At 62.1% G+C, this 21601-nt stretch carries 16 protein-coding genes; 12 read left to right on the forward strand and 4 right to left on the reverse strand.

The window, feature by feature from the left end:
- Positions 1 to 41 precede the first annotated feature (41 nt).
- From pip to infB, 9 genes are all read left to right on the forward strand, one after another.
- Positions 42 to 1028, forward strand: coding sequence for a prolyl aminopeptidase (pip, locus tag DC363_RS03410; RefSeq protein ID WP_108639730.1), 987 nt, complete (start codon positions 42 to 44; stop codon positions 1026 to 1028).
- Positions 1029 to 1088: 60 nt separating this feature from the next.
- On the forward strand, positions 1089 to 2078 hold the full coding sequence (locus DC363_RS03415; RefSeq protein WP_108639731.1) for an ABC transporter permease: 990 nt from the start codon (positions 1089 to 1091) through the stop codon (positions 2076 to 2078).
- A complete protein-coding gene (locus DC363_RS03420) occupies positions 2075 to 3295 on the forward strand; it encodes an ABC transporter permease (protein WP_108639732.1) in 1221 nt (406 codons plus the stop codon). Before DC363_RS03415 ends, DC363_RS03420 begins: the two co-directional genes overlap by 4 nt.
- Positions 3292 to 4935 (forward strand): ABC transporter ATP-binding protein, encoded by a 1644-nt coding sequence (locus DC363_RS03425; RefSeq protein ID WP_108639733.1) that lies wholly within the window; start codon positions 3292 to 3294, stop codon positions 4933 to 4935. The genes DC363_RS03420 and DC363_RS03425 overlap by 4 nt, the downstream gene beginning before the upstream one ends.
- 50 nt (positions 4936 to 4985) lie before the next feature.
- Complete coding sequence (locus tag DC363_RS03430) at positions 4986 to 6536, forward strand: ABC transporter substrate-binding protein (RefSeq protein WP_108639734.1); 1551 nt, start codon at positions 4986 to 4988, stop codon at positions 6534 to 6536.
- A 434-nt stretch (positions 6537 to 6970) separates the two neighbouring features.
- Positions 6971 to 7564: a ribosome maturation factor RimP gene (gene rimP / locus DC363_RS03435; protein WP_108639735.1), complete on the forward strand. Its 594-nt coding sequence runs from the start codon at positions 6971 to 6973 to the stop codon at positions 7562 to 7564.
- Entirely contained in the window at positions 7564 to 9240 is a 1677-nt protein-coding gene (gene nusA, locus DC363_RS03440) for a transcription termination factor NusA (protein WP_108639736.1), read from the forward strand. Before rimP ends, nusA begins: the two co-directional genes overlap by 1 nt.
- A gap of 23 nt (positions 9241 to 9263) precedes the next feature.
- Positions 9264 to 9896, forward strand: a complete 633-nt coding sequence (locus tag DC363_RS03445; protein WP_108639737.1) for an RNA-binding protein — start codon at positions 9264 to 9266, stop codon at positions 9894 to 9896.
- On the forward strand, positions 9893 to 12373 hold the full coding sequence (gene infB / locus DC363_RS03450) for a translation initiation factor IF-2 (protein WP_108639738.1): 2481 nt from the start codon (positions 9893 to 9895) through the stop codon (positions 12371 to 12373). The genes DC363_RS03445 and infB overlap by 4 nt, the downstream gene beginning before the upstream one ends.
- Before the next feature lie 318 nt (positions 12374 to 12691).
- Here the strand turns inward: infB and DC363_RS03455 are convergent, their stop codons facing one another.
- Genes DC363_RS03455 through DC363_RS03465 form a run of 3 tightly spaced genes read right to left on the reverse strand, consistent with a single transcriptional unit; the run spans position 12692 to position 15161 of the window.
- Positions 12692 to 13090, reverse strand: a complete 399-nt coding sequence (locus tag DC363_RS03455) for a (deoxy)nucleoside triphosphate pyrophosphohydrolase (RefSeq protein ID WP_108639739.1) — start codon at positions 13088 to 13090, stop codon at positions 12692 to 12694.
- The gene (gene argJ / locus DC363_RS03460; RefSeq protein ID WP_108639740.1) at positions 13087 to 14304 is read right to left on the reverse strand and encodes a bifunctional glutamate N-acetyltransferase/amino-acid acetyltransferase ArgJ; all 1218 of its coding nucleotides are present in this window, start codon (positions 14302 to 14304) and stop codon (positions 13087 to 13089) included. The genes DC363_RS03455 and argJ overlap by 4 nt, the downstream gene beginning before the upstream one ends.
- A gap of 2 nt (positions 14305 to 14306) precedes the next feature.
- Entirely contained in the window at positions 14307 to 15161 is an 855-nt protein-coding gene (locus tag DC363_RS03465; RefSeq protein ID WP_108639741.1) for a peptidylprolyl isomerase, read from the reverse strand.
- 185 nt (positions 15162 to 15346) lie between these two features.
- Between DC363_RS03465 and secA the strand changes: the two genes are divergently transcribed.
- The 3 genes from secA to DC363_RS03480 all read left to right on the forward strand — a co-directional run bounded on the left by secA (position 15347) and on the right by DC363_RS03480 (position 20756).
- The gene (gene secA, locus DC363_RS03470) at positions 15347 to 18076 is read left to right on the forward strand and encodes a preprotein translocase subunit SecA (protein ID WP_108639742.1); all 2730 of its coding nucleotides are present in this window, start codon (positions 15347 to 15349) and stop codon (positions 18074 to 18076) included.
- A gap of 119 nt (positions 18077 to 18195) precedes the next feature.
- Positions 18196 to 19197, forward strand: coding sequence for a hypothetical protein (locus DC363_RS03475; RefSeq protein WP_146180741.1), 1002 nt, complete (start codon positions 18196 to 18198; stop codon positions 19195 to 19197).
- Between the two features lie 77 nt (positions 19198 to 19274).
- Entirely contained in the window at positions 19275 to 20756 is a 1482-nt protein-coding gene (locus DC363_RS03480; protein WP_158270826.1) for an OmpA family protein, read from the forward strand.
- Here the strand turns inward: DC363_RS03480 and radC are convergent.
- A complete protein-coding gene (gene radC, locus DC363_RS03485) occupies positions 20734 to 21546 on the reverse strand; it encodes a RadC family protein (protein WP_108639745.1) in 813 nt (270 codons plus the stop codon). The genes DC363_RS03480 and radC overlap by 23 nt on opposite strands.
- Positions 21547 to 21601: the final 55 nt, after the last annotated feature.

Below are 21601 nucleotides of genomic sequence, written 5' to 3' on the forward strand. Positions count from 1 at the left end.
GGGTTCTGGGCATCCTTTGCCCTGCGCTATATAGGACGATCATGGACAAGGTCTCAGGACAAAAAAGCGCGGGCACGTATCTCTACCCCCCGATCGAACCCTTTGACCAGCGTATGCTGGACGTGGGCGACGGTCATATCCTTTATGTCGAGCAAAGCGGCAACCCCGATGGCTTGCCCGTCGTCGTGTTCCATGGCGGCCCGGGCGGCGGGTGCAGCCCGATGATGCGGCGGTATTTCGACCCCGCGCGCTATCGCATCATCCTGTTCGATCAACGCGGCTGCGGCCGTTCGCGCCCCCATGCCCGGGTCGAGGACAACACGACATGGCATCTGGTGGCGGATATCGAGCGTATCCGCGAGACGTTGGGGCTGGACCGCTGGCTGGTGTTCGGCGGAAGTTGGGGGGCGACGCTGGCGCTGATCTATGCGCAGGCGCACCCCGATCACGTCGCCTATCTGATCCTGCGCGGCGTGTTCCTGAGCACCAAACGTGAGCTGGACTGGTTCTATCAGGGCGGGGCGGGCGTGTTCTGGCCGGAAAACTGGAAACAGTTCGAAGACCTGATCCCCGTGGACGAACGGCACGACATGATCGCCGCCTATCATCGCCGCCTGTTCTCGGGCGATCTGGCAGAGGAAGCGCGCTATGCCCGCGCCTGGACGGCTTGGGAAAACGGCCTTGCCTCGATCGAGACGAACGGCATCGGCGGGTCCGGCCCGTCGGACTATGCCCGCGCCTTTGCCCGGCTCGAGAACCACTATTTCAGCAACGGCTGTTTTCTGGACGAGGATCAGCAGATCCTGTCGAACATGGATCGAATCGGCCATATTCCCGGCGTTATCGTGCAGGGGCGCTTCGATATGATTTGCCCGCCCCTGTCCGCCTATACGCTGGCACAGAGCTGGCCGGCGGCGCGAATTTCCTTCGTCGCCAAGGCGGGCCATGCCCTGTCCGAGCCGGGCATCACGGCGGAACTTGTCCGCACGATGGACGGTATCGCAGCGCAAAAATCCGCCCAAAACTAACTGCTTGCCAGATGCGACGCATTCGTTACCCTAAGCGAAATCACCCGGGAGACGTTTAACTTGTCATCTATCCTGAAGATTATTCTTCAACGTTTGGGGCTTGGCCTCATCACTTTGTTCATCGTCTCGATTGTTATCTTTGTTGCAGTGAACCTGCTGCCCGGTGACTTTGCCGAGGCTATTCTGGGTCAAGGGGCGACCCCGGAATCCGTGGCGCAGATCCGCCGCGACCTCGGGCTTGATCAGCCGCTGGTGGCCCGCTATCTCGACTGGCTGCGCGGCATGCTGACGCTGGATCTGGGGACGAGTTTCGCACAATTGAACTTCGCCAAGGCCATGGGCGGCGCGGGGTCTGTGACGGTGGCCGAACAGATCGCGCCGCGCCTGTCCAACACCCTGTTTCTGGCGGCCGTGACCGCCTGTATCGCGGTGCCTGTGGCGGTGTTTCTGGGTGTTCTGGCCGCGCTTTACCGCAACACCGCCTTCGACAAGGCCGCGAACCTGTTCACGCTCAGCTCGATCTCCAGCCCTGAATTCTTCATGGCCTATGTGCTGATCCTGTTCCTTGCGGTCCTCAACCCCGTCTTCCCGAGCTTGTCGAACATCTATGAAGGCATGGCCTTTTCCGAGCGGTTGCAGAAATCCATGTTGCCGGCGCTGACGTTGACGCTTGTGGTGACGGCGCACATGATGCGGATGACGCGGGCGGCGATCATCAATCTGCTGGCCTCTCCCTATATCGAGATGGCGCGCCTCAAGGGGCTGTCGCCGATGCGAGTAATCGTGAAACACGCGCTGCCCAACGCGCTGGCGCCGATCATCAACGTAATTGCCCTCAACCTCGCCTATCTCATCACCGGGGTCGTCGTGGTTGAAGTGGTCTTCGTCTATCCCGGCATCGGTCAGCTTTTCGTCGACTCGGTCAAGATCCGCGACATCCCAGTGGTGCAGGCCTGCTGCCTGATCTTCGCCGCGGCCTATATCCTGCTCAACCTCACGGCCGACATCCTCTCGATCATCTCCAACCCCCGACTGAGGCACCCGAAATGAGCGGTCTTTTTGAGTTCAACGCCCTGTCGTGGTTGGCGATCATTCTTGTTTTGCTGTTCGGTGCGGCCTTCGTGTTTCGAAGGGTCGGGCAAACCGTGACCGGCAATGCGCCGAAGTTCCGCGATATGCCGTACGGGGCCGCGTTCGGCTATGTTCTGGCGGCGGCGCTGCTGATCTTCGCCGTCTGGTATTATCTTCAACCGACGGTGACCGACGTTGGCGTGCCGAATGCGGGCGTGATGTTCTTTCGCTGGGCGATCCACGGCTTTCTGATCGCCGCGATTGCCGCGTTTCTTTTCCGGCTTCTGGGGCGCAGCATCGGCACCGCGGGCAGCAAGAAGCTCTTCCGCACCATGCCACTGACGGCCAGTTTTGGTATCCTTGTCATCCTCATCTACGCCTTTGTCGCCATCTTCGCGGGCGCCATCGCCCCGCACGGCCAGGCCGAGGTGTTCGGGACGGCGAACATCATGGCGGGCGGTGATCCGGCGCTGGGCGGCGATCCCGCCTTTCCGCTGGGGACCGACCAAATCGGGCGCGACATTCTCAGCCGTCTGATCTACGGCGCGCAGAACACGGTGGGCATCGCCTTCATCACCACCTGTCTGGCCTTTGTCATCGGCGGGTCGCTGGGGTTTCTCGCCGCGACCATTCAGGGTTGGCTGGATGAGCTGTTGTCGCGGGGCGTCGACGTGCTGATGGCGATCCCGTCGCTGATCTTCGCGCTGTTGTTGATGACCATCGCCAGTGTCTGGGCCGCGCGCCTCGGGGTGCCTTTGACCGTCTTCATGGTTCTGATCATCGCGCTGATCGACAGCACACGGGTGTTCCGTCTGGCCCGCGCGGTGGGGCTTAATATCGTGGTGATGGATTATATCGAAGCCGCGAAGCTGCGCGGTGAGGGGTTGGGTTATCTGGTGTTCAAGGAAATCCTGCCCAACGCCATGGCGCCCTTGCTGGCCGAATTCGGTTTGCGGTTCTGCTTCGTGTTCCTGACCATCTCGTCGCTATCGTTCCTTGGTGTGGGCATCCAGCCTCCGCTGGCGGATTGGGGCACGATGGTGCGCGACCTTGCGCCCTTCATCAACTTCGCAGCCTTCGCGCCGACCGCCGCGATCACGCCGCTGTTGGCGGCCGGTGCGATTGCCTTGCTCACAGTGGCGGTGAACTTCGTGGTCGACTGGATGCTGCACAAATCATCGGGGTTGAAGGAATGAGCGATCTTCTCAAAATCCGGGATCTGAGGATCGAAGGCCGCTCGGACGAGACCTGGACGCCGATCATCAACGGTGTCGATCTGGACCTCAAACGCGGTGAGGTGCTGGGCCTGATCGGGGAGTCCGGCGCCGGGAAATCGACCATCGGGCTGGCCGCCATGGGCTATACCCGCGACGGCGTGCGCATTTCCGGCGGATCGGTTGAATTCGACGGCATCGACCTTGTCACCGCCTCCGCCCGCGTCAAACGGGACCTGCTGGGCAAGCGCATCGCCTATGTCGCGCAATCGGCTGCGGCGTCCTTCAACCCCGCGCACAAGATCATCGACCAGCATACCGAAGCTCCGGTGCAGCACGGTGTGGCCAAACGCAGCACCAGCGTTGAGGACGGGATCGAACTGTATCGCAAGCTGCGGCTGCCAAACCCTGACGAGATCGGTTTTCGCTATCCGCATCAGGTGTCCGGCGGTCAGTTGCAGCGGGCCATGACGGCGATGGCCATGTCCTGCCGCCCCGATCTGATCATCTTCGACGAACCCACGACCGCGTTGGACGTAACAACGCAGATCGAGGTGCTCGCCTCGATCCGCAACATCGTCGACGAATTCGACACCGCCGCGATCTACATCACCCACGATCTGGCCGTGGTGGCGCAGATGGCCGATCGCATCAAGGTGCTGCTGCGCGGGGATGAGGTGGAGGAAGCCGAGACCCGCGAGATGCTGTCGCACCCGAAAGAGGATTACACCAAATCGCTGTGGGCCGTGCGCGAATTCCAACGCCCCGAGAAACCGCCTGCGCCGGCGGATGCGGTGCCGGTCGTCTCCGTGCGCAACGTCACCGCCGCCTATGGGTCAACCGATGTCCTGCACAACGTGAGCTTCGACATCCACGCGGGCCGCACGGTCGCGGTGGTGGGGGAATCCGGTTCGGGCAAGTCCACGACCGCGCGCTGCATCACCGGCTTGCTGCCCCCGCGACAGGGCGAGATCCTGTTCGACGGAGAGGTTCTGCCCGCCGACTACCGTAAGCGCACGAAGGACCAGCTGCGGCAGGCGCAGATGATCTACCAGATGGCGGACACCGCGCTGAACCCGCGCAAGACGATCGGCGAGATTATCGGGCGGCCCGTGCGGTTCTACGGCGGCCTGCGTGGCGCGAAACGACGCGAACGGGTGCATGAACTTCTCGACCAGATCGAGTTGGAGCCCGCGCAATATTACCACCGCTACCCGTCCGAGCTCTCCGGCGGCCAGAAACAACGCGTCGGGATCGCAAGGGCGCTCGCCGCTGATCCGAAGTTCATTATCTGTGACGAGGTGACGTCGGCCCTTGATCAACTGGTGGCCGAAGGCATCCTGCGGCTGCTTGCGGATTTGCAGGACAAGCTGGGGCTGTCCTATATGTTCATCACGCACGATCTCGCCACCGTGAAATCAATTGCGGATGAAGTCGTGGTCATGAAGGACGGGCGCGTGGTAGAGCATGGGCCGAAAACGGACATGTTCACGCCGCCCCACCACCCCTACACCGACCTGCTGCTCAGCTCGGTGCCGGAAATGGACCCCGATTGGCTGACGGACCTGCTGGCCGAGCGGGGCGTGGACAACCTTGGCGACGCGGCCGTTGACAAGATGTAGCGCGCCGTCCGGAATACGATAAAAACAACCAAACCTAGGGAGATGACACTATGTATGGAATCAGCAGACGAGGGTTGCTGCAAACCGGGATGGCCGCAGGTGTGCTTGCGGCGACAGGTTTGCCGCTTCGGGCGCAAACGCGCGGCGGCAAATTCACCGCGGGCCTGTCGGGCGCGAACACATCCGACAGTTGGGACAGCCGGACACACTCCGATATCTTCATGATCTCCTCCGCGCAGGGCGCGGTGTTCGACAGCCTGACCGAGATTGCCGCCGATGGCAGCCTCAAGGGCGAGCTGGCCGAAAGCTGGGAAGCCACGCCGGACGCCAAGACCTGGACGTTCAACCTGCGCAAGGGCGTGACCTTCCACAACGGCAAATCCTTCGGCGCCGATGACGTGATTGCGTCGCTGCAGATGCACCTGGGCGAAGAGTCCAAGTCGGCCGCCAAGCCGATTGTCGAGAATATCGTCGAGATGAACAAGCTGGGTGAGCATCAGGTCGAGCTTGTCCTTGCCGCCGGGAACGCGGATCTGCCCTATCTCATGGCGGATTATCACATCCTGATGTTCCCCGCCGGCCAGATTGAGGAGGCGATTTCCCAAGGCATCGGCACGGGCCTGTATCAGGTCACCTCGTTCGATCCGGGCGTGCGCATGACCGCGACCCGCTATGCCGATCACTACAAGGGCGACAGCGCCGGGTTCTTTGACGAGATCGAGTATATCGCGATCAACGACAACACGGCGCGGATGAACGCGCTGCTGACCGGGCAGGTTGACGCCATCAACCGCGTCGACTTCAAGACCGAGAACCTGTTGAAGGCCAATCCGAACGTCCGCATTCAGGAAGTGACCGGCAACGAGCACTACACCTTCCCGATCCTGACCGACGTGCCGCCCTACAATGACGTGAACCTGCGTCGGGCGCTGAAATACGGTCTGAACCGGCAGGAGATGGTCGACAAAATCCTGCTGGGTCACGGTCGCGTCGGCAACGATTCCCCCATCGGGCCTGCAAACCAGTATTTCAACGCCGAGATGGAGCAGCTCGAATACGATCCGGACAAGGCGAAGTTCTACCTCAAGGAAGCCGGTTACGACAGCATCGAGCTGGACCTGAGCGCGTCGGACGCCGCCTTCGAAGGCGCAGTCGATGCAGCCCAACTCTTCCAGGCGTCGGCCTCGGCGGCGGGCATCAAGCTCAACGTCATTCAGGAACCGGCGGACGGGTATTGGTCCAACGTCTGGCTTAGCAAGCCGCTCAGTGCGGCCTATTGGTCCGGCCGTCCGACCGAAGACTGGATGTTCTCGATCGCCTACGAAGAAGGTGTGCCGTGGAACGACAGCCAGTGGGGCAGCGAGGATTCGGCCCGCTTCCAGGAGCTTCTGGTCTCGGCCCGCACCGAGTTGGACACCGACAAGCGGCGTGAGCAATATTACGAGATGCAGCAGATCCTGCGCGACGATGGCGGCATTCTTCTGCCGATGTTCTCGAACTTCGTGCAGGCGGTCAACAACCGGATCCAGACGCCCGACACCATCGGCAACGGCTGGCAGATGGACAACGCCCGTATGGCCGAACGCTGGTCGGTGGCGTAAGCCGCCCTACCGTTCAGAAAACCGAAAGCCCCGTCATCACGACGGGGCTTTTTGGTTTCATACGAGCGTCTTACTCCGCATCCGTTGCGCGTTTTTCTAGGGTGCGCTTGACCACGATATACATCGCTGCCACGCCGCATAGGAATGCGACTGCTCCGATTGCAAATGTCATAATGTCCTCCGATCCTGTTTTGCAGTCACTTGAATGCGAAGCAGGGGCAGCCTGCAATTACGGCCATTCTGTGCCGCCAATCGGCAAGGGCATGCCAAGACCGGCAGCGCCTGGGCAAACCAACCCTTGCAGACTCACCCATTCATCCGTATATCGTGCTCAACAGCGGCGCTTCGGCCTCCACAACCGAAGCCCACCGGAAATTTCAACGGGCCGCGCGCCCGTTTTTTTGTGCCCGCTTCAGAGCGAGAAGAAAGTTGCTATGTCTGACCTGATTGCCCGCGCGGCCATGGATCGCCGCATCGCCGAGATCATCACCCCCACCGTTGAGGATATGGGTTTCGAAGTCGTGCGCGTCCGCCTGATGACCGGCAAGGAATCCATCCTGCAGATCATGGCGCAGAAGCCCGACGGCACGATCGAGATCGACGAATGCGGCGAGCTGAGCACAGCCCTGTCGGCGCTTCTGGATGTGGAAGACCCCATCGTCGACAACTACACGCTTGAGGTGTCGTCCCCCGGGATCGACCGGCCCCTGACGCGGTTGAAGGATTTTGACCAGTGGGACGGCTATGAAGCCAAACTCGAAACCGAAGAGCTGATCGACGGCCGCCGCCGGTTCAAGGGGATCTTGCAGGGCACCGAAGGCAGCGAAGTGCTGATCGAGATCGAGGAAAAGGGCGCGCCCGTGACCATCGGCTTGCAGTTCGACTGGCTGACCGACGCGAAACTTGTCCTCACCGATGAGCTGATCCGCGACGTTCTGCGCGACCGCAAGGATGCGGGCGAGATCGACGAGAAACAATTTGACGTAGTTGAGACCGTGTTGGACGGCTCAAATGAGGAGAAGAACTGATGGCGATTACCTCTGCCAACCAGCTTGAACTGTTGCAAACCGCCGAGGCTGTCGCCCGCGAGAAGATGATCGACCCCGGTCTGGTCATCGAAGCGATGGAAGAAAGTCTCGCCCGGGCGGCAAAGTCGCGCTACGGCTCCGAGATGGACATCCGCGTCCACATCGACCGCAAGACCGGCCGCGCGACCTTCACCCGCGTGCGCACCGTGGTGGAAGAGGAAGAGCTCGAGAACTATCAGGCCGAATTCACCGCCGATCAGGCCGAGGACTACTTCGAGCAGCCGAAACCGGGTTCGGTCTGGATGCGTGACGGCGAAGAGGTGACCGAGTTCGCCGGCAAGCCGCAAGTGGGCGATACCTTCGAAGAGATCGTGCCCCCCGTCGAGATGGGCCGCATCGCAGCCCAGTCGGCCAAGCAAGTGATCCTGCAAAAGGTCCGCGAGGCCGAGCGCGACAAGCAATACGAAGATTTCAAGGACCGCGCCGGCACCATCATCAACGCGCAGGTCAAGCGCGAGGAATACGGCAACGTCATCGTCGACGTGGGCACCGGCGAAGCGATCCTGCGTCGCAACGAAAAGATCGGCCGCGAAAGCTATCGCCCCAACGACCGCATCCGCTGCTACATCAAGGACGTGCGCCGCGAACAGCGCGGCCCGCAGATTTTCCTCAGCCGCACGGACCCGCAGTTCATGGCCGAGCTGTTCAAGATGGAAGTGCCCGAGATTTACGAAGGCATCATCGAGATCAAGGCCGTGGCCCGCGACCCCGGATCGCGCGCGAAAATCGCTGTTATCTCTTACGACAACTCCATTGACCCCGTCGGCGCCTGTGTCGGTATGCGCGGCAGCCGCGTGCAGGCCGTCGTGAACGAGCTTCAGGGCGAGAAGATCGACATCATCCCCTGGAACGAGGACATGCCGACGTTCCTTGTGAACGCCCTGCAGCCTGCGGAAGTCTCCAAGGTTGTCTTTGACGAGGATGCGGAGCGCATCGAGGTGGTCGTGCCCGAAGAGCAGCTGTCGCTTGCCATCGGTCGCCGCGGTCAGAACGTGCGTTTGGCGTCGCAACTGACCGGCCTTGATATCGACATCCTGACCGAGGAAGAGGAATCCAAGCGCCGTCAGGCCGAGTTCGAAGTGCGCACAAAGCTGTTCATGGAAACGCTAGATCTCGACGAATTCTTCGCCCAGCTTCTGGTGTCCGAAGGCTTCACCACGCTGGAAGAAGTCGCCTACGTCGAAGTGGATGAGCTTCTGGTCATCGACGGTGTGGACGAAGCCACCGCGGGTGAGCTTCAGGCCCGTGCCCGTGATGTGATCGACGCGCAGAACGCCAAGGCCCTTGAGAACGCCCGCGAACTGGGTGTTGAGGACAGCCTTCTTGCATTCGAGGGTCTGACACCCCAAATGATTGAGGCACTGGCGAAGGATGGCGTGAAGACGCTGGAAGATTTCGCAACTTGTGCGGATTGGGAACTCGCAGGCGGCTGGACGGTCGTTGACGGGGAACGGTCCAAAGATGATGGCTCGCTCGAGCCGTTCGACATAACCCTTGAGGAGGCGCAGGACATGATCATGACAGCGCGCGTCATGCTGGGTTGGGTCGACCCCGATGAACTCTTGTCGTCCGATGAAGACGACGATGCAGACGTCGAAGAGGAGCAGGAGGCCTGATCGCAGGCCTCCGGGTTCGCAGCATGGGACGGGGTGGCCGTACCAAAGACCGTGATGTCTCAGAACGCCGGTGCATCGTCACCGGTGAGGTCGCACCGAAAGCGGGGCTGATCCGGTTCGTCGTCGGCCCCGACAACAGCGTCGTCCCGGACGTGCTGGAAAAGCTGCCCGGGCGCGGCATGTGGGTCACGGCGGATCGCGCGGTGCTGGAAAAGGCCACGCGGGGCCAGTTTTCCAAGTCCGCGAAGGCCCCGGTGACGGTGCCCGAGGGTCTGGCACACGAGGTTGAGCGCCAGATGGCGCGCCGCGTCGTCGATCTGATTGCCTTAGCTCGAAAGGCCGGGCTGGCCGTGGCCGGCTTCGAAAAGGTCAAGGGTTGGCTTGGGGGCGGCGAACGTGTGCGGGCCCTGCTGCAGGCCTCCGACGGGTCGGAGCGCGGCAAAACCAAGCTGTGGACGCCCGAAGGGGCGCGTTATTTTGGATGCCTCACGGCCCAGGAATTGGGTTTGGCATTCGGGCGGCAAACTGTGATACATGGGGCGCTGGCCTCTGGTGGTCTCAGTGACCGTGTTGTAGAGGAAGCGACAAAGCTGAAAGGCTTGCGCGAGATAGGCGGCGGTGAAGGCACCGCCCGAGAGGATAAAGAAGCTACATGAGCGATTCAGACGGCAAGAAACCACTTGGCATTTCCCGACCCGGAAGCGTGAAGCAGAGCTTTAGCCACGGGCGGACGAAAAACGTGGTCGTTGAGACGAAGCGCAAACGCGTTGTCGTGCCCAAACCGGGTGCGGCGAAACCTGCGGCCTCGGGCAAGTCGACGCCTGTGGGCGGGGATCCGTCCAAGCGTCCGGCCGGGATTTCCGATGCGGAGATGGCCCGCCGGATGAAGGCGCTGAAAGCTGCGAAAGCACGCGAAGCGGAAGACGCCGCCAAGCGTGCCGCCGAAGAGAAGGCCCGCGCCGAAGAGCGTGAGCGTCGTCGCGCGGAGCTCGAAGCGAAAGAGCGTGAAGAGAAGGCGCGGGAAGAAGCCGTCAAAGCCAAGCAGGACGAGGAAGAGCGCAAGAAGCGCGAAGCCGAAGCGGCCGCTCAGGCTGCGGCTGCCCCTGCGGCGGTGGACCCCGAGCTCGCCCCGGCCCAGCGGCGCACACCGCCTGCCGGCGGTGCTCCGGCTGCGACCCCGCGCAAGAAAGACGACCGCGACCAGCGCAACACCCGCGGCAAGGGTGGCGACACCCGCCGATCCGGCAAGCTGACGCTGAACCAGGCGCTGCGCGGCGGCGAAGGCGGGCGGCAACGGTCCATGGCTCAGATGAAGCGCCAGCAGGACCGCGCCCGCAAGAAGGCCATGGGCCAGACGGTGGAACGCGAAAAGGTGATCCGCGACGTGCAACTGCCCGAAGCGATCATGGTCTCGGAGCTGGCGAACCGCATGTCCGAAAAAGTGTCTGACGTGGTCAAGGCGCTGATGACCAACGGCATCATGGCGACGCAGAACCAGACGATCGACGCCGATACCGCGGAACTCATCATTGATGAGTTCGGCCACAACGTCGTGCGCGTCTCGGACGCCGACGTCGAAGATGTCATCAAGGTTGAAGAGGACAAGCCCCAAGACCTCAAGCCGCGCCCTCCGGTCATTACGATCATGGGGCACGTCGACCACGGGAAAACCTCGCTGCTGGACGCAATCCGCAGCGCCAAGGTGACCGAGGGCGAAGCCGGCGGGATCACCCAGCACATCGGGGCCTATCAGGTGGCGACCGAAGGCGGCGCAGTCCTGACCTTCCTCGACACGCCCGGTCACGCGGCCTTTACCTCAATGCGGTCTCGCGGGGCGCAGGTGACGGACATCGTGGTTCTGGTGGTGGCGGCGGATGACGCCGTGATGCCGCAGACCGTGGAAGCGATCAATCACGCGAAAGCCGCAGGCGTTCCGATGATCGTCGCGATCAACAAGATCGACAAGCCGGCGGCCAACCCCGACAAGGTGCGCACCGATCTGTTGCAGCATGAAGTCATCGTCGAGAAGATGTCCGGTGACGTGCAGGACGTTGAAGTGTCCGCAGTGTCCGGTCAGGGTCTCGACAACCTTCTGGAAGCCATCGCGTTGCAGGCGGAAATCCTCGAACTCAAGGCCAATCCCGACCGCGCCGCTCAGGGTGCTGTGATCGAAGCACAGCTGGATGTGGGCCGCGGCCCCGTCGCGACCGTTCTGGTCGAGAACGGCACACTGAAGCAGGGCAACATCTTCGTTGTCGGCGAACAGTGGGGTAAAGTCCGCGCTTTGATCAACAGCAAGGGCGAACGCGTGAAAGAGGCCGGTCCGTCGGTCCCGGTCGAGGTGCTTGGCCTGAACGGCACGCCCGAAGCGGGTGACGTCCTCAACGTGACGGAAACCGAAGCGCAGGCCCGTGAAATCGCAGAATACCGTGCCAATGCCGCCAAGGAGAAACGCGCAGCGGCGGGTGCTGCTGTCACGCTTGATCAGCTGATGGCAAACGCCAAGGCCAGCGAAAGCGTCTCCGAGTTGCCGATCGTCGTGAAGGCGGACGTGCAGGGCTCGGCCGAAGCGATCGTTCAGGCGATGGAGAAGATCGGCAACGATGAAGTGCGCGTGCGCGTGCTGCACTCGGGCGTCGGTGCCATTACCGAAAGCGACATCGGTCTTGCCGAAGCCTCGGGCGCGCCCGTGATCGGGTTTAACGTCCGCGCCAATGCGTCAGCGCGCGCCAGTGCGAACCAGAAAGGCGTCGAGATCCGCTATTATTCAATCATCTACGACCTCGTGGATGACGTAAAAGCGGCGGCATCGGGTCTGTTGTCCGCCGAAGTGCGCGAGAAGTTCATCGGCTACGCCAAGATTCTCGAGGTCTTCAAGGTGTCCAATGTCGGCAAGATCGCCGGTTGTCTGGTCACCGAAGGTGTTGCCCGTCGTTCTGCCGGCGTCCGCCTGCTGCGCGACGATGTGGTGATCCACGAAGGCACGCTGAAGACACTGAAGCGCTTCAAGGACGAAGTGGCCGAGGTGCAGTCGGGTCAGGAATGCGGCATGGCCTTCGAGAACTACGAAGACATTCGCGCTGACGATGTCATTGAGATTTTCGAACGCGAAGAGGTTGAGCGCACGCTCTGACGACCTCGCAGCAAGATTAACGAAAGGGGCGCTTCGATAGCGCCCCTTTTCCGTTCAGCTCGGCCGCGAAACGGGCGTGCCTTGATATTCCCGCGTGCCGACCGCGACGACAATTTTGCCGTTCGCCAACGTCCGGACAAACAGCCCCTGTATCAGAATGGTGGTACCGACGGAGATCGTTCTAAGCATCAAGTGACCCTCACTTTCGTCCATAACACCGAATGTATTAGGCCAGATGGTGTTAAGTCACGCAAAATGTAGTAGGCGAAGCCCGAGCCAGCCCTAAATGCCAACTGTACCTGCTCGCAGGGCTATGCTTTAGAGCCAATCGCGCAAAATAGGGATTAACGGCACGTCCGCAGGCGGCATCGGATAGTCGCGCAACTGGTTCGCGCGCACCCATTTGAGGGTCTGGCCTTCCTGCGGGGTTGGCGTTCCGTTCCATTTTCGACAAGCGAAGAGCGGCATCAGCAGATGGAAGCTGTCGTAGGAATGGCTCGCGAAGGTGAGGGGCGCAAGGCAGGATTGCCAGGTGTCGATGGCCAGTTCTTCATGCAATTCACGAATCAGCGCAGCTTCGGGCGTCTCACCCGCTTCGACCTTGCCGCCGGGAAACTCCCACAAACCGGCCATGGGCTTGCCTTCGGGACGTTGCGCAAGCAGTACCCGCCCGTCCACGTCGATCAACGCAACCGCCGAAACAAGGACCGTCTTCACGACCGGTAGTCCGCGTTGATCGTGATGTAGCCGTGGGTGAGGTCACAGGTCCAGACCGAAGCCATGCCGCCCCCCAGCCCGAGGTCCACCGCAATCAGCAGTTCTTGCTGCGTCATGTAGGCGGCACCAGCCTCTTCCGAATAGCTCTCTGCGACCCAGCCGTTCTCGGCCACGGTGATATCGCCGAACCGGATCGTGAGCCGGTCGCGGTCCGCCTGCGCGCCGGATTTCCCGACCGCCATGACGATCCGCCCCCAGTTGGGATCCTCGCCTGCGATGGCGGTCTTGACCAGCGGCGAATTGGCGATGGACAGGCCGACCGTGCGGGCCTCTTCATCGCTTGCGGCACCGCTTACGCGCACTTCGACGAATTTCGTGGCCCCTTCGCCGTCGCGCACCACCTGATGGGCGAGGTCGAGCATCACGCCGTGCAGCGCTTTCGTGAAGCCTGCGCTATCAGTGACATCGACCCCCGAGGTGCCCGTAGCGGCGATCATCACGCTGTCCGAGGTCGACGTGTCGCTGTCCACCGTGATGCAGTTGAAAGTCTGATCCGTCAGCGTCGCCAACAGCGCCTGCAACGCGGGTTGGGACATCTTCGCGTCGGTGAAAAGATAGACCAGCATCGTCGCCATATCCGGCGCGATCATGCCTGAGCCTTTGGCGATCCCGGCGATCTTCACCGGCGTGCCATCGATTTCGACCGTGGCGCAAGCGCCCTTGGGGAAGGTGTCCGTGGTCATGATCGCGCGGGCCGCGTCCTCAAGCCCGGCGTCGGTCAGGTTTTGCGACAGATCGGCCAGCTTGCCTACGATCCGGTCATGGGGCAGACGCTCGCCGATCACGCCGGTCGAGGCGGTGAACACACGCCCGGGGTCAAGGGACAGCGCATCGGCTGTGGCATCGCAGATCGCAGCGACCGATTGGTCGCCGGCCGCGCCGGTAAAGGCGTTGGAATTGCCCGAGTTGACCAGAATGGCGGCCCGCCCCTCCGGGGCATCGTTGCCAAGCTTGCGCTGGCAATCGCGCACGGCCGCCGAGCGGGTCGAAGACTTCGTGAACACTCCGGCGACGGTCGTGCCCTGCGCGAGTTCGACGAGCATCACATCCGTGCGGTCCGCGTATTTGATCCCCGCCGCACCAGCGGCGAACCGGACCCCTTCGATGACGGGCAGGTCGGGAAACGCCGCCGGCGCAAGCGGAGATCGTGTCATCTTCAGTCCTCGAGAAGGTCGATGTTCTGGATTACGGACGCATCGAACTCACCCTCTTCGGGCAGCGTGATCTCGGCCGTGTTCGCCAGCTCTTCCAGACGGGCGTTGAGCGCAAGCTGGTGGATTTCGTTGGTCAGCTCATCGCGCAGGGACTCCAGCGTCGGCAGCTCGGACTCACGCGTTTCGTTCAGCTTGATCACGTGCCAGCCGAACTGGCTTTCCACCGGGCCGGCAATCTCACCGGGTTCCATCGTCTTGACCGCTTCCTCGAAGGGGGCGACCATCATGCCGGGGCCGAACCAGCCCAGCTCACCGCCCGAGGGGCCGGATGGGCCAGTGGAGCGTTCCGCAGCGGTTTCCGAGAAATCCGCGCCGCCGTCGATCAATTCCTTGATCTCGGTGGCTTCTTCCTCGGTCTCGACAAGGATGTGCGCCGCGTTGAACTCAGTTTCCGGCTCAATACCGTCGAAGCGCGCGTCATAGGCCATCTGCAGATCGGCATCGCTCACCGGTGTTTCGGTCAGCGTGGCGACCACTTCCCCCGCCCGGAGCGAGCGACGCTCGTTCGTCAGCGCGATTTCGACCCGTTTGGGTTCGTCCTGCAGGGTATCGGCCAGAAGTTGCTGGTTCACCAGCTGCTCAACCAGACCGTCGAACACGACCTCGTCGGGCAATTGCTGATACTGTGGCGGAAGCTGCGCGCGCAGCATGATCAGTTGACCCAACGTGATGTCGGACCCATTGACCGAGGCGACAACCGTTTCTGCGGTCATCTCGTCGTGGCTTTCAGCAGTGGCGGCCCCCGCTGCAAGGGCAAAGACGGCGGCCGAGGCCAGAAATTTGGTGCGTTTCAGCATGTAATCAGTTCCTTGATTGGCTGCGATGGGGCGCAGCGTTGACACCTTTAGGGCGGCCCCTTACATCCCCATAAGGTCCAGAGGGGGCCGGATTTGGCCTATATCTATTGGGCGCGCCGGACAGGCACAACCAACCTCCTCACACATTGATGTCAGAGACGCCGAAAATGGCGCGCGGAGAGAATATGCTCGGTCTTGGAACGCTTACGAAGAAGATCTTTGGGACGCCGAATGATCGCAAGATCAAGGCGACGTGGCCCTTGGTCGACAAGATCAACGCGCTAGAGCCCGAGTTCGAAAAGCTGACCGACGACCAGATCAAGGACAAGACCGAGGAATTGGCGAAACGGGCGCTGGGCGGTGAGAGCCTTGACGCGCTTCTGCCTGAGGCTTTCGCTAACTGCCGCGAAGCCGCCCGCCGCGCACTGGGCCTGCGCGCGTTCGATGTGCAACTCATGGGCGGCATCTTCCTGCATCAGGGTAATATCTCGGAAATGAAAACCGGTGAGGGCAAGACCCTTGTGGCGACCTTTCCGGCCTATCTGAACGCGCTGACCGGCAAAGGCGTGCACGTGGTGACGGTGAACGACTACCTTGCCAAACGGGATGCGGAATGGATGTCGCAGGTTTACGGTGCGCTGGGCCTGACCACCGGCGTGATCTACCCGCAGCAGCCCGACGCCGAGAAACACGCGGCCTATCGCTGCGATATTACCTATGCGACCAACAATGAGCTGGGTTTCGATTACCTGCGTGACAACATGAAGTCCGAGCTGTCGCAGATGAGCCAGCGCGGCCATAACTTCGCCATCGTCGATGAGGTGGACTCGATCCTCGTGGATGAGGCGCGCACGCCGCTCATCATCTCCGGCCCTGCACAGGATCGCACGGAACTCTATCAGGCCATCGACCGGCTGATCCCCGAGATTCAGGACGAGCACTTCACGCTCGACGAAAAGACCCGCAACGTGAATTACACCGATGAGGGGAACGAGTTTCTTGAAACACGGCTGGTCACCGCCGGTATCTTGCCCGAAGATCAATCGCTCTATGATCCCGAAAGCACGACTATCGTGCACCACGTCAATCAGGGGCTGCGCGCGCACAAGCTGTTCACCAAGGACAAGGACTACATCGTTCGCGACGGCGAAGTGGTGTTGATCGACGAATTCACCGGCCGCATGATGGCAGGGCGTCGCCTTTCCGACGGGCTGCATCAGGCGATTGAGGCGAAAGAAGGCTGCAAGATCCAGCCGGAGAACGTCACCCTCGCCTCCGTCACCTTCCAGAACTACTTCCGGCTCTATGACAAGCTGGGCGGCATGACCGGCACCGCCCTGACCGAAGCCGAAGAATTCGCCGAGATCTACGGTCTTGGCGTGGTCGAAGTGCCCACCAACCGCCCCATCGCGCGCGAGGACGATCATGATCAAGTCTATCGCACCGCGAAAGAGAAATTCGACGGGGTGGTGAAAGCCATCAAAGAAGCCCATGCCAAGGGGCAGCCGACACTGGTCGGCACGACCTCGATCGAGAAATCCGAATTTCTCAGCCAGCTTCTGACCGCCGAGGGCATTCCGCACAACGTCCTGAACGCGCGCCAGCACGAGCAGGAGGCGCAGATCGTCGCCGATGCGGGCAAACTGGGCGCGGTGACCATTGCGACGAACATGGCCGGTCGCGGGACCGACATCAAACTTGGCGGCAACGTCGAATTCAAGGTGATGGAGGCGATTGCCGCCAACCCCGACGCGGATCAGGAAACCGTCCGCGCCGAGATCGAAGCGGCCCACGAAGCGGACGAACAGGCTGTCAAAGACGCAGGCGGTTTGTTCGTGCTGGCCACCGAACGCCACGAAAGCCGCCGGATCGACAACCAGCTGCGGGGCCGCTCGGGTCGGCAGGGGGATCCGGGGCGCTCGGCTTTCTTCCTGTCGCTTGAAGACGACCTGATGCGTATCTTCGGCTCGGAACGGCTCGACAAGGTGCTGTCGACGCTCGGGATGCAGGAAGGCGAAGCGATCGTTCACCCATGGGTGAACAAGTCGCTGGAACGGGCGCAGGCGAAGGTCGAAGGGCGCAACTTCGACATCCGCAAACAGTTGCTGAAGTTCGACGACGTGATGAACGACCAGCGTAAGGTGATCTTTGCCCAGCGGCGCGAGATCATGGAAGCCGAGGATCTGTCCGAAATCGTCGCGGACATGCGCTCTCAGGTGATTGACGATCTGGTCGACGCGCACATCCCGGCCAAAAGCTATGCGGATCAGTGGGACGTCGAAGGCCTTTACGCGCAGGCTATCGCGCAGCTCGGGATCGACGTTCCGGTGATCGAATGGGCCAATGAAGAAGGCGTCGATGACGAAATCATCCGCGAACGCCTTGAAGAGGCTGCCACGGCCCACATGGAGGAAAAGGCCAAGGCTTTCGGCCCCGAGGTCATGCGCAACATTGAAAAGCAGATCCTGCTGCAGACGATCGATGGCAAATGGCGCGAACATCTGCTGACCCTCGAACATCTTCGTTCGGTGGTCGGGTTCCGCGGCTACGCCCAACGCGATCCGCTGAACGAATACAAGACCGAAGCCTTTCAGCTTTTTGAGGGCCTGTTGGACAGTCTGCGCGCCGAGGTGACGCAGAAGCTCGCCCAGATTCGCCCGATGACGGAAGAAGAGCAAAAGGCGATGATCGCGCAAGCCGCCGAACAGCAGCGGGCCATGCAGGCCGGTGCAACGCCGTCGAACGGGACCGCCGGCGGAGCAGGTGCTGCGGCCGGTGCGACTGCCACAACCGCAGCTGCAAAGCCCGGTTTTGACGAAGCCGATCCCGAGACCTGGGGCAATCCGGGGCGCAACGATCCTTGCCCTTGCGGGTCCGGCAAGAAATTCAAGCACTGCCACGGCGTTTTGGAGTAACTCGCCCGCCGCCGCGTTTCTGCCGCATTGGCGGCCAAAAGACTCCACGCTGGCGCCGTGCTCACGCCATTGCCATGAAGCAAAGTGACGCCTGACCCACCACGGGGAAGGAGTGACACATGGCGACTGTAAAGCAATTGAGCATGGGGGCGGCAACGTTCAGCCTCGCGCTGGCGACCGGATTCGTGATGCAGAACAGCGATGCGCTGGCCAGCCGGTTCGGCGGCGACACACAGGCGGAGGCCCCGCAGCGATTCGCCCAAGCGACGCAGGCCCCGACCGAGGCAATGCCAGCCCTTATAGCCCCCGCGACGGCGTCGAACGTCGCTGTCATCCTGCCGGCCTCGCTTGAAAGTCCGACCCCGGCGGACGCGCCGACGCAGCTTGCGACACTCGATCCCGGCCTCGCGCCGGACCCTCGCCCCGCGCCTCTTTTGGGTGCGGACTGTGGCCCGCGGATAAGCGCAACCTCAGTTCCCCCATCGGCACTCGACGTGTCGGTTGAAGCGCCGTGCCACAAGTCGACCCCGTTCACAGTGCATCATCAGGGCATGATGTTCACGGCCCTGACCGACGACGCGGGACGCGCGGCGTTCACCATGCCCGCATTGGCCGAGGTCGCCGTTATTATCGCTGCTTTTGACGACGGAGAGGGGAACGTGGCCACCACGACGATCCCTGATTTCGCGGCCTATGATCGCGCCGTGCTGCAATGGCAAGGCGACGCCGCCGTTATGCTGAGCGCCTATGAAAAGGGTGCGGGCTTCGGCGACAGCGGCCACATCTTCGCCGGCAACCCCGGCGCGCCCGAGCGTGTCGACACTGACGGTGGCTTCCTTATGCGTCTGGGCGAAAACGCCGGAGAGCACCCCCTCTTCGCCGAGGTTTACACCGTCCCGACAACCGCCATTGGCGAAAGCACGGATGTGTTGCTGAGCGCCGAAGCCGAGATCACCAGTGACAACTGCGGACGTGAGATCGCCGCGCAAAGCATCCAGATCGCCCCATCCGGGCAGACATCGGCGCTCGACCTCACTATGGTGATGCCGGAATGCGACGCGGTGGGTGATTTTCTGATCTTGCAAAACATGTTTCAGGACCTGACACTCGCCGCGCGATGACTTCAGGACAACCCGCGATCATTCGTGTTTTGACGGCATATGCGGCGACCCTCGCCGCATATTTCTTTTGCGCGACGATGACTCTTGCCGAAACGGTCACCTATCAGAACGCTGAGGGCAGTTTCGCCGTGACGGGCCGGTTCATCGGGTTCGACGGGGACAACATCTCGCTGCTGACCGATGGCGGTCTGGTCACGCTGGCGGCAGCGGATTTGACCTGCGTCGGGGCGCCCTGTCCCGATCTGCAAAACCATGTGCCCGTGCTCCGGATGATCGGGGCAGAGCGCATGACCGGGATGCTCATGCCTGCCCTGCTCGAGGGCTATGCCCGCGACCAGGGGCTGACGATCAGCGAAGATGACGGCCGGTGGCTGCTGGTGTCGGACCCGGATGGCCCGGTGATTTCCGTCGCGCTCACCGCCGCTGCCCCCACCGTCGCTTTCGACGCCTTCGTCGATCACCGGGCCGATGCGTTGCTGTCCTTGCGCGAATTGCGCCCGGCCGAGGTTCAGGCCGCCCATGCGGCGGGCCTGGGTCGCGTAACGGTCGCGCGGCAGGCCCGAATCCTTGCGCTGGATGCGCTGGTTCCGGTCACCACCCCGGGCTCCGCGCAGCGGTTCACCTCGCTCGCCGATGTGACCGCCGTCCTGGCCGGCACATCGGATGTCTTCGACCCATACTTGCCCGCGGACCTGTCCGGTTTGCTGGAAGGGTTCGAAGACCGCTTCATGACGCCCTTCGGCTTGGCGCTGGCGCGACCGGACACCGGTTACAGCGACATCGACGCGTTGCGATTGGCGATTGAGGGTGCCGAGAATGGCCTGACGCTGCTGCCCTTCGGGGAGGTCGGCAATACCCAACCCTTAAAGCTCTCGGGCCCCTGCGGCGTCGTCTCGCAAGCGGAACTCTTGTCGCTCAAGACCGAGGATTATCCGCTGACCTTTCCAGTGCTGCTCTACCTCCCCCAACGTAGGTTGCACCCGAGGATCGACGATTTCCTCGATTGGCTCCGATCGCCAAGCGCGCACCTTGTCATTCGCCGGGTGGGGCTGGCCGATCTTGCGGCGGTCCCGATCCCGTTGGCAGAGCAGGGGGAGCGGCTGGCCCATGCCATCACCAACGCCGGACGCGAGGTGCCCTTGAGCGAGCTGCAAAGACTTGTGCGGCTGTTGGAGCCACGGGTCCGCATGTCGAACACTTTCCGGTTCGAGCCCGGATCGACTCGTCTGGACGGGCAGTCGCGGTCGAACGTCATGCAGATGGCCCAATCGATTCGCGATGGCCGGTTCGCAGGGCAGGAGCTTTTGTTCGTGGGGTTCAGCGATGGGGTTGGCCCCGCGGCTGCCAACCGCGATCTGTCCTCCGCCCGCGCGGAAACCGTCCGCAGGGCAGTGACGCGGGCCTTGGGAGGGCGCATCCCGGAGACCGTGTTGATCGAAACTGACGCCTTCGGAGAGGCGCTGCCTATGGCTTGCGACGATGCCATCTGGGGGCAGCAGACCAACCGCCGGGTGGAGCTTTGGGTCGGGCCGCAGGCTAGATCAAACCCTGAGCCTTGAAGCTGAGTTCGCGCGACCGGCCGATGATCAGGTGATCGTGCAGGGTGATGTTCAAAGCCTGCGCCGCTTCGGAAATCTGTTGCGTCATGGCGATGTCTTCCGGTGACGGCGTAGGGTCGCCCGAGGGGTGGTTGTGCACAAGGATCAACGCCGAGGCGTTCAGTTCAAGCGCACGTTTGACAACCTCACGCGGGTAGACAGGCACGTGGTCGACCGTGCCGGAGCCCTGTTCTTCATCCTCAATCAGGACGTTCTTGCGGTCGAGATACAGAACGCGGAATTGCTCGGTATCGCGATGCGCCATGACCGTGTGACAATAATCCAGCACCGCGTCCCACGAGCTGATGACGGGCCGTTTCATCACTTTGGCGCGGGCCATGCGGTGGGTCACGGTCTCCATGATCTTGAGTTCCAGCGCGACCGCCGGTCCGACCCCTTCGACCCGCTGTAGCCGGGCTATCGGGGCGGACAGAACCCCGTTCAGATCGCCGAAGGTGTCGATCAACAATCGCGCAAGCGGCTTGACGTCCTGCCGGGGGATGATCCGGAACAACGTCAGTTCCAGAATCTCGTAATCCGGCATCGCTGCCGCCCCGCCGGTCAGGAAACGGTGGCGCAGCCGTTTGCGGTGGTCCGCCAGATAAGAGGGAACCTTGCCCTTTTTCCCGTGCGATGTGGCGGAAACCTGTTCAACCTCATCACGGTCGAGGGTTAGACCCTCAGGCTGTTGGACCGGGGCATCAAGCGGCAGGAACGGGGCTTCAGAAAAGGCAGAGGCTGCGTGTTTCATGACACACAGCCTCGGCTGATTCCGTTACTGAAAGGTTAAGATGCGGCGCGCGGAG

The organism is Thalassorhabdomicrobium marinisediminis (assembly GCF_003072065.1).
Taxonomy (GTDB): Bacteria; Pseudomonadota; Alphaproteobacteria; order Rhodobacterales; family Rhodobacteraceae; genus Octadecabacter; species Octadecabacter marinisediminis.

What these genes read in the sequence shown, in the direction of transcription:
- pip (WP_108639730.1), top strand. Translation starts at nt 42, where the DNA reads ATGGACAAGGTCTCAGGACAAAAAAGCGCGGGCACGTATCTCTACCCC.
- DC363_RS03420 (WP_108639732.1), top strand. Translation starts at nt 2,075, where the DNA reads ATGAGCGGTCTTTTTGAGTTCAACGCCCTGTCGTGGTTGGCGATCATT.
- DC363_RS03425 (WP_108639733.1), top strand. Translation starts at nt 3,292, where the DNA reads ATGAGCGATCTTCTCAAAATCCGGGATCTGAGGATCGAAGGCCGCTCG.
- DC363_RS03430 (WP_108639734.1), top strand. Translation starts at nt 4,986, where the DNA reads ATGTATGGAATCAGCAGACGAGGGTTGCTGCAAACCGGGATGGCCGCA.
- rimP (WP_108639735.1), top strand. Translation starts at nt 6,971, where the DNA reads ATGTCTGACCTGATTGCCCGCGCGGCCATGGATCGCCGCATCGCCGAG.
- nusA (WP_108639736.1), top strand. Translation starts at nt 7,564, where the DNA reads ATGGCGATTACCTCTGCCAACCAGCTTGAACTGTTGCAAACCGCCGAG.
- DC363_RS03445 (WP_108639737.1), top strand. Translation starts at nt 9,264, where the DNA reads ATGGGACGGGGTGGCCGTACCAAAGACCGTGATGTCTCAGAACGCCGG.
- infB (WP_108639738.1), top strand. Translation starts at nt 9,893, where the DNA reads ATGAGCGATTCAGACGGCAAGAAACCACTTGGCATTTCCCGACCCGGA.
- argJ (WP_108639740.1), bottom strand. Translation starts at nt 14,304, where the DNA reads ATGACACGATCTCCGCTTGCGCCGGCGGCGTTTCCCGACCTGCCCGTC.
- DC363_RS03465 (WP_108639741.1), bottom strand. Translation starts at nt 15,161, where the DNA reads ATGCTGAAACGCACCAAATTTCTGGCCTCGGCCGCCGTCTTTGCCCTT.
- secA (WP_108639742.1), top strand. Translation starts at nt 15,347, where the DNA reads ATGCTCGGTCTTGGAACGCTTACGAAGAAGATCTTTGGGACGCCGAAT.
- DC363_RS03475 (WP_146180741.1), top strand. Translation starts at nt 18,196, where the DNA reads ATGGCGACTGTAAAGCAATTGAGCATGGGGGCGGCAACGTTCAGCCTC.
- DC363_RS03480 (WP_158270826.1), top strand. Translation starts at nt 19,275, where the DNA reads ATGACTCTTGCCGAAACGGTCACCTATCAGAACGCTGAGGGCAGTTTC.
- radC (WP_108639745.1), bottom strand. Translation starts at nt 21,546, where the DNA reads ATGAAACACGCAGCCTCTGCCTTTTCTGAAGCCCCGTTCCTGCCGCTT.